This window comes from Fodinibius sp. (genome assembly GCF_034521915.1).
Taxonomy (GTDB): domain Bacteria; phylum Bacteroidota; class Rhodothermia; order Balneolales; family Balneolaceae; genus Fodinibius.
The window spans coordinates 88,855-95,609 of sequence record NZ_JAXHLU010000009.1 but is presented as its reverse complement, the minus strand read 5'-3'; the positions used below and the strand labels follow the sequence as shown (position 1 = coordinate 95,609).

Below are 6,755 nucleotides of genomic sequence, written 5' to 3'. Positions count from 1 at the left end.
CCGAAGTCAGACGCTCTATCCAGTTGAGCTACGGGCGCAGGTCGTTCAAAAAGAGTTCTAAATATCCCGCTTTGCTTAACAAATTACAACCTTAAATGATGACCTTTAAGGAGTCGTTTCTATTACGAATGGTTAGCTTCACATAAGAATGTAATCGGCTACTTGTTGGAAGGAGTATTTATTAAATTATTGTGGACGTGCCATTCATAACTTTTTACGTGCATCATTGGCAATTATCGAACGAATAGTGTTAATTATTTATTCAATATTATATAATCATAAAGGGAATAACAGTTATTATTATGAGTATCAAAATGCATAAATACCTGTCAATATTTGTAGCTGTAATATTTTTAACCGCATGCAATGCTACCACCGAAAATGAACCGGAGGCAGAAACCGACCAGGGACAGGAAGTTGAAAATCCGGAACTTACCATGGAAACCATTACCAATGAGATTGATGTACCATGGGGAATGGATTGGTTGCCTGATGGAGATATGTTAATTACGGCCCGGAGTGGCGATTTATGGTTGTACAGTAATGGAAGCTTAGCTGAAAAACCCATCACTGGTGTACCGGAAGTATGGGCACAGGGACAAGGTGGTTTGCTTGATGTACAAGCGCATCCCGATTATGAGGAAAATGGGTGGATCTATCTGACGTATTCTAGTCCTGAAGGGGGTGAGGGAGCGAATACCGCATTGATGCGAGCAAAGCTAAATGATGATCGTACTGAACTTGTAAATAAAGAAGTTCTCTATAAGGCCGAACCCAATACTGATCGAGGAGTTCATTTTGGCAGTCGGATTGTGTTTGATAATAACGGACATGTATTTTTTGGTATTGGAGATCGTGGGGCTCGTGACGTCAATCCACAGGATATTACCCGTGATGCCGGAAAAATTTATCGCCTGAATGATGATGGGAGTATTCCGCAAGACAATCCTTTTGTGGGTAAAGATGGATTAGATGCCATTTTTGCCTATGGGATACGCAATCCACAGGGCATGGATCTGCATCCGGAAACCGGACAGCTTTGGGAGCATGAGCACGGTCCACGCGGTGGAGATGAAATCAATATTATCGAAGCGGGAAATAATTATGGATGGCCGGAAATAAGCTTCGGAATCAATTATGATGGAACTACGCTTACAGAAGATACTGCCAAAGCGGGTATGGAACAACCCGAGTGGTATTGGGATCCGTCTATTGCTCCTTCAGGAATGACGTTTGTGACCAGTGACAAATTTCCCGAATGGCAGGGAGATTTGTTAGTAGGATCTTTAAAGTTCGGCTATGTAATGCATGTTGATTTAGAAAACGGAGAAGTTGTTGGTGAAGAGAAGGTTTTTGAAGATATCGGGCGTGTCCGTGACGTCCGTCAAGGTCCGGATGGCAATATTTATATTGCCACGGAGACTGATAATGGTATCGTTCGTGTTTCTCCTGCCAATGAATAAGTATCAATAGTTTTTGCGATTTATCTGCTAATTGACTGGCGCAAGTGTAAAAGCTTGCGCCAGTTTTTATTTGAGACAGGAAAGGGAATATCTATTCTTATTCGACGTCTTGTTCTTCCAAATTATCAACTTCTTCTACGGGATCAAGATTAAGATAGTCAACTAAGTCTTCTTGCATATCATCGCGGATACGTTCGGGATGGGTGATTTTGGTATAGAATACCGTAAAGTAGATGACCTTAATAGCCGTAACGGTACGTTCAAAAAAATTGCTAAACAGCTTGCCAATCCAGAATGCAAAAATAATGGGAACAAAGGTAAAGGCTACATCATCACCGTTAAAATCAATGGTTGTCGCAGGAAATACCTCACTTCCAAAATACCCTAGTGTCCCCGAGATAATAAATAGGATAATGTAGGCTGGAACAGTAACATGGCGGACCACCCTGCCCAGAAAGTCTATTCCGAAAATACCAACGAGGGATTCGGGTACGCGGTCTTTAAGCTTTTTCATTTCTTCAACGGCCGATGAAATATCCATCTTGTCGACAGCAACAGAAGGTAAGAGATAATGATTAGCCAGGTCCCAGACCTCTTCAAGACCGGCAATAAAAAGTCGGATTAGCATTTTCACGATCCCTCCACCCGTATATTTGCTTTTATTGACAAAACTCATCAGGATGTCGATCCCGGCAATTTTTCTTATGTGCCACTTTAATTCTTTGCTGGCAGTGACGGCTCCTTTATATGAGGGATCATTACCGATGACGGTCTCATAGACAATCCAGCTCATGCGCATTTCTTGTTTGTTGTCATAAAAATGTTTGTATAAAAAAAGAAGAAAGGCTAAAAAGAAAGAGAGCAATCCATAGCCCGGATGGTTGTATTGCCATAAAAAGAATCCGCTAAAAAAGAAGGTGACCATAATTGCATGATAAATGGTCATGCGAATCCATGGTGTAATAATGTCTTTGTCTTTGCCAACAATGGTGAGTGTACTCTTTGCAAGCTCACCTACCGATTTAAGTCGTTTAGTATATGGAAGTGAATCGAATGACTGGTTGGCTTTTTTAAAATCAAAACCCATATATACCCCAATGTTTAATTAGTTATTTTTTTGCTCTTGATATGCTGATAGCTCTTAGTGTCCCTATGCAATTTCCATCAAATTTAAATCATTTTACCGATCATAGGGCTTATCCTCAAATTCGGGTCTTTAATGCTCTTTTTAGATAATAGATTGCCCGGTGAAAGATAGTAAATACGAAACCATGCAACTTTTCGGCTCATATTTTAATTAAAAGAATATAACCGCAATAAAAATGAGGAGATTATGCATCAGGTTAGACGTGGGATTTTTGTAATGGGATTGATGTTGCTTTTGGCAGCATGCAGCGGTAGTCCGGAGAAGGATTTTATTGATCGAATGGACCGGGAGCACGAAGGAGATACCCCTGTTGAAAATGCCGCTCAGGATATAAAGCAATCATCGGAGGTGTCGGGAGAAGAAGTGCAATATGCTACCGTGAACGGAAAAGAGATAACAGGATATTTAGCAAAGCCGGAAGGGAAAACGAATGACCCCGGAATTATTGTGATACACGAGTGGTGGGGATTGAATGACAATATTCGGATGATGACGGATAAGCTGGCTGGTGAAGGATATACAGCGCTGGCAGTAGATTTGTACAAGGGTAAAGTGGCAGAATCACCCGATAGTGCAGGAACCTATGCCCGCTCTGTTGATGATGAAGAAGCCCTGGATAACTTGACTCAGGCGTATGCCTACCTTAATACAAAACAAGGGGTAGACAACATAGGAGTAATCGGTTGGTGTTTTGGAGGTGCATGGTCGCTGCAAACAGCATTGGCCCATCCCCAAAAAATTGACGCTACGGTTATTTATTATGGTCGACTGGTAACTGACACGGCAAAACTTAAAACATTAGAGATGCCCGTACTGGGAATATTTGGGGAAGAAGATGGAGGAATTCCTCCAGAGAAAGTTAAGGAATTTGAGTCTGCGCTCAACGAAGCAGGGGTTGTGAATTCTATCCATATTTATGAAGGAGCGGGACATGCGTTCGCAAATCCATCCGGCACGCGATATGTTGAAAAAGCCGCCAAGGACGCCTGGCAAAAAACAGTTCGTTTTTTGAATGAAAACTTAAAGTAAAATAAAAACTCTGACAGGGTTTAAAGTCCTGTCAGAGTTAATAATTGGAGCGATATTATTTTCTTAGTTGTTTTTCCATTCCCCGTCAAAGACGATCTCGTCCAAATCTTTGCGAATGCGGGGCGAAGTTTCCTGCTTTCGCATTTTGTCATTCAGTGATTCGGGTTGTCCTCTATATCCGATCGCAAACATGGTCATCGGTTTATAGTCGCCGGATATATCGTAGAGTTCACGAGCCTTTTCGGGTAATATGCCGGCCATCTGATGCACATATAAATTGTTTTTAGTGGCTTCGAAAGTCAGGTGAGCAATAGCCTGTCCCAAATCATGCCCGGCGTGAGGATTTTCTCGGCCATCCAGATCAAAGGTTGTCTTGGTGAGGGCTAATACCAGCACCGGGGCATCCGTAGCCCAACTTTGATTGAACTCATTCATTACGGAAGCGAGTTGTTTATATGCCTCCTTATCGTCTTTTCGGGCTACGATAAAACGCCATGGCTGTTCGTTGTAGGATGAAGGAGCCCATCGCGCGGCTTCAAAAAGTTGATTTAAAAGTTCGGTATCAATTAACTTTTCTGAAAAAGCTCGAGGACTCCATCTTTTCTGAAGAAGTTCGTGAATAGGATATTCTGTATCTGCTAATTTTACGGGTTGTTCTTCTGTAGATTGCATATCGTAAGATTATTCTTTGCATTATAGTTTAATGTTGAACTAAATAACAATACAGCTAATCCAATAATTCCAAGGATTTTTGAATGGTTAATGCTAAAAAAGCATTTCTTTAGTGAATATTAATCAGAAGAAAATAAGAACCATGAGTCATAACGTTGAAATTTTAAATATTAAAGACATCACCCATGATGTAAGGGCATACACTTTCGAAAAGCCCAAGGGCTATTCTTTTACTCCGGGACAGGCTACGGAAATAGCTATCGACAAAGAGGGTTGGCGTGACAAGAAGCGACCGTTTACGTTTACAAATCTGCAGGATGATGACCACCTGGAGTTTGTTATTAAGAGTTACCCGGACCATAATGGTGTAACTGAACAAATTGGTCAGCTCAAAGAAGGAGACCAATTTATTATTGACGATGCCTGGGGAACGATTGAGTATAAAGGAGAAGGCGTTTTTCTGGCAGGAGGTGCAGGAGTAACGCCCTTTATTGCAATTTTGCGTGACTTGTATGCGAAGAATCAAATAGGTTCAAACACGTTGATCTTTTCGAATAAGACGGAAGATGATATCATCCTGAAAGATGAATTTGAAGAGATGCTGGGAGAACAGGTTATCAATGTGATTACGGACGAGCCTACCGATGAGTATATAAATCTGGATGGATTTATTGATAAAGAATTTCTGGCCGATCAGATTGATGATTTTGATCAACCTTTTTATGTGTGTGGTCCTCCGGCCTTTAATGATGCGATGATCAAATATCTTAAAGAACTGGGTGCAAGTCCCGAAGGATTGGTATTTGAGGAATAAATCAAATCCATGATCCTTTTTTTGAGTTCTGGAAGATAAACGATATCCTCTCATCACCTGTTATATAAATGAAGAAACTCTAAAACAAAGTATTTAATTATTATGAAGTTAGTCGATGCTGACGGGAATGAAATAACAAGTAAAGAAAATGTTGATGCCAAAGAGCTGGAAAAGCAGATGTCCAAAAAGATTGAAACCCTGCTTGAACCGGTAATGAACAAGATTAAGCTTTCCGGCGCGCAAGTTCCACAAGAACAACTGATGCAATTGAGCTCTGCCGCCCAGCAGATGTTGCACAACCGCATGATATACAATCTGTTACAAAAAGTGGGTATTGAAGATCTTGATCAGGTGCTCTCCGAAGATGATGTAGAGGAACTTTCAACATCACTCAAGAACCAGGTTAAAATGGTTGACGGTGATGAGGCTCAAAATGCGCAGCAACAAATGAAGCAGAAGATGAAAGAGATGCAACAACAGCAGCAAGATAATCCTGAAGCGTAATTAGTATCTCATCATCGGATGGCTGACTTTGCCATCCGATGAGTTAATAAAATACTAATCTCAAAGCTTTTTTATAGTATCAGCATGGCGTCGCCAAAGGAGTAGAAGCGATACTCCTCGTCGATGGCATGCTGATATATTTTTTTCATCTCTTTGTAACCGGTAAAAGCGGCTACCAACATCAGCAAGGTGCTTTTCGGCAGGTGGAAATTAGTGATAAGCGCATCGGTTCCCTTGAATTCAAAGCCGGGCCGAATAAAGATATCTGTATTCATCTTGGTAGAAGTAAATTCATTGAACTCTTCAAGCGCCGATTCCAACACCCGAACGCTGGTTGTTCCCACTGCTGTAATATGTTCGGCGCTATTTAACTGTTCCGCCGTATCTTCGGTGATTTTAAACCATTCCGAATGCATTGTGTGGTCTTCAATGCTGTCGGCTTTAACTGGTGCAAAGGTTCCGAGTCCTACATGCAGGGTTACCTCAGCCTGATCAATGCCTGCCTCCTGAATGTTAGCAAGAAGCTCATCCGTAAAATGAAGTCCCGCGGTAGGGGCGGCTTTGCTTCCTAAATCATCCGCATAAACCGTTTGGTACTTTTCTGACAGTGATTCGTTTTGTTCTATATAGGGCGGAAAAGGGGTATGTTTATACTGCTCATACACCGAATGATCGAGCGAAGGGCTCATTTGCAATGTCCGTAAGCCTTCATCATCAATATCCAATACTTCAGCAGAAATAGTTTCGGTCAGCTCTACTGTTTTTCCTTTTTTGAATTTTTTACCGGGACGAACCATCGCCTGTACGGTAGTATTATTGGCTGTATCGAGAATAAAGACCTCTTTTTTGCCCTCGTCAAAAAGGAGCCGACATTTTTCCACTTTGCTGTTGTTAACAACAAGGGTAGTTTCGCGGGGCAAATAATCTAAAATATTATAAAACCGGTCATCGGTTATGCTACCGGTAGCACGATTGTAGACAAGCAGGCGCGAATGGTCGCGCGGTTCAGCCGGCTTTTGTGCGATAAAATCATCCGGCAGATCGTAATCAAAATCGGAAAGAGTGTAACTCATAGATCAGTTTTGTTAAGGCCACAGATTTTTACGGATGATAACGGATTTATATG

The 6,755-nt window shown here is 41.5% G+C and carries 7 protein-coding genes; 4 read left to right on the top strand and 3 right to left on the bottom strand.

The features are described 5' to 3' along the window. Window positions 1–302: 302 nt before the first annotated feature. On the top strand, window positions 303–1,463 hold the full coding sequence (locus tag U5J89_RS06945; RefSeq protein WP_322574880.1) for a PQQ-dependent sugar dehydrogenase: 1,161 nt from the start codon (window positions 303–305) through the stop codon (window positions 1,461–1,463). 97 nt (window positions 1,464–1,560) lie between these two features. Here the strand turns inward: U5J89_RS06945 and U5J89_RS06940 are convergent, their stop codons facing one another. Further along, window positions 1,561–2,550 (bottom strand): hypothetical protein, encoded by a 990-nt coding sequence (locus U5J89_RS06940; protein ID WP_322574879.1) that lies wholly within the window; start codon window positions 2,548–2,550, stop codon window positions 1,561–1,563. Between the two features lie 246 nt (window positions 2,551–2,796). Here U5J89_RS06940 and U5J89_RS06935 point away from each other — a divergent pair, with 246 nt between their 5' ends. Beyond that, entirely contained in the window at window positions 2,797–3,639 is an 843-nt protein-coding gene (locus tag U5J89_RS06935; RefSeq protein WP_322574878.1) for a dienelactone hydrolase family protein, read from the top strand. Window positions 3,640–3,702: 63 nt separating this feature from the next. Here the strand turns inward: U5J89_RS06935 and U5J89_RS06930 are convergent, their stop codons facing one another. Then, window positions 3,703–4,311, bottom strand: coding sequence for a nitroreductase family protein (locus tag U5J89_RS06930; protein WP_322574877.1), 609 nt, complete (start codon window positions 4,309–4,311; stop codon window positions 3,703–3,705). Between the two features lie 142 nt (window positions 4,312–4,453). On the opposite strand from U5J89_RS06930, the gene U5J89_RS06925 reads away from it, so the two are divergent. Continuing rightward, entirely contained in the window at window positions 4,454–5,125 is a 672-nt protein-coding gene (locus tag U5J89_RS06925; protein ID WP_322574876.1) for an FAD-binding oxidoreductase, read from the top strand. A gap of 102 nt (window positions 5,126–5,227) precedes the next feature. Next, on the top strand, window positions 5,228–5,629 hold the full coding sequence (locus U5J89_RS06920; RefSeq protein ID WP_322574875.1) for a hypothetical protein: 402 nt from the start codon (window positions 5,228–5,230) through the stop codon (window positions 5,627–5,629). A gap of 71 nt (window positions 5,630–5,700) precedes the next feature. Here U5J89_RS06920 and queA read toward each other — a convergent pair whose 3' ends face one another. Further along, on the bottom strand, window positions 5,701–6,702 hold the full coding sequence (queA, locus tag U5J89_RS06915; RefSeq protein WP_322574874.1) for a tRNA preQ1(34) S-adenosylmethionine ribosyltransferase-isomerase QueA: 1,002 nt from the start codon (window positions 6,700–6,702) through the stop codon (window positions 5,701–5,703). Between the last annotated feature and the right edge of the window lie 53 nt (window positions 6,703–6,755).

What these genes read in the sequence shown, in the direction of transcription:
- U5J89_RS06945 (WP_322574880.1), top strand. Translation starts at nt 303, where the DNA reads ATGAGTATCAAAATGCATAAATACCTGTCAATATTTGTAGCTGTAATA.
- U5J89_RS06940 (WP_322574879.1), bottom strand. Translation starts at nt 2,550, where the DNA reads ATGGGTTTTGATTTTAAAAAAGCCAACCAGTCATTCGATTCACTTCCA.
- U5J89_RS06935 (WP_322574878.1), top strand. Translation starts at nt 2,797, where the DNA reads ATGCATCAGGTTAGACGTGGGATTTTTGTAATGGGATTGATGTTGCTT.
- U5J89_RS06930 (WP_322574877.1), bottom strand. Translation starts at nt 4,311, where the DNA reads ATGCAATCTACAGAAGAACAACCCGTAAAATTAGCAGATACAGAATAT.
- U5J89_RS06925 (WP_322574876.1), top strand. Translation starts at nt 4,454, where the DNA reads ATGAGTCATAACGTTGAAATTTTAAATATTAAAGACATCACCCATGAT.
- U5J89_RS06920 (WP_322574875.1), top strand. Translation starts at nt 5,228, where the DNA reads ATGAAGTTAGTCGATGCTGACGGGAATGAAATAACAAGTAAAGAAAAT.
- queA (WP_322574874.1), bottom strand. Translation starts at nt 6,702, where the DNA reads ATGAGTTACACTCTTTCCGATTTTGATTACGATCTGCCGGATGATTTT.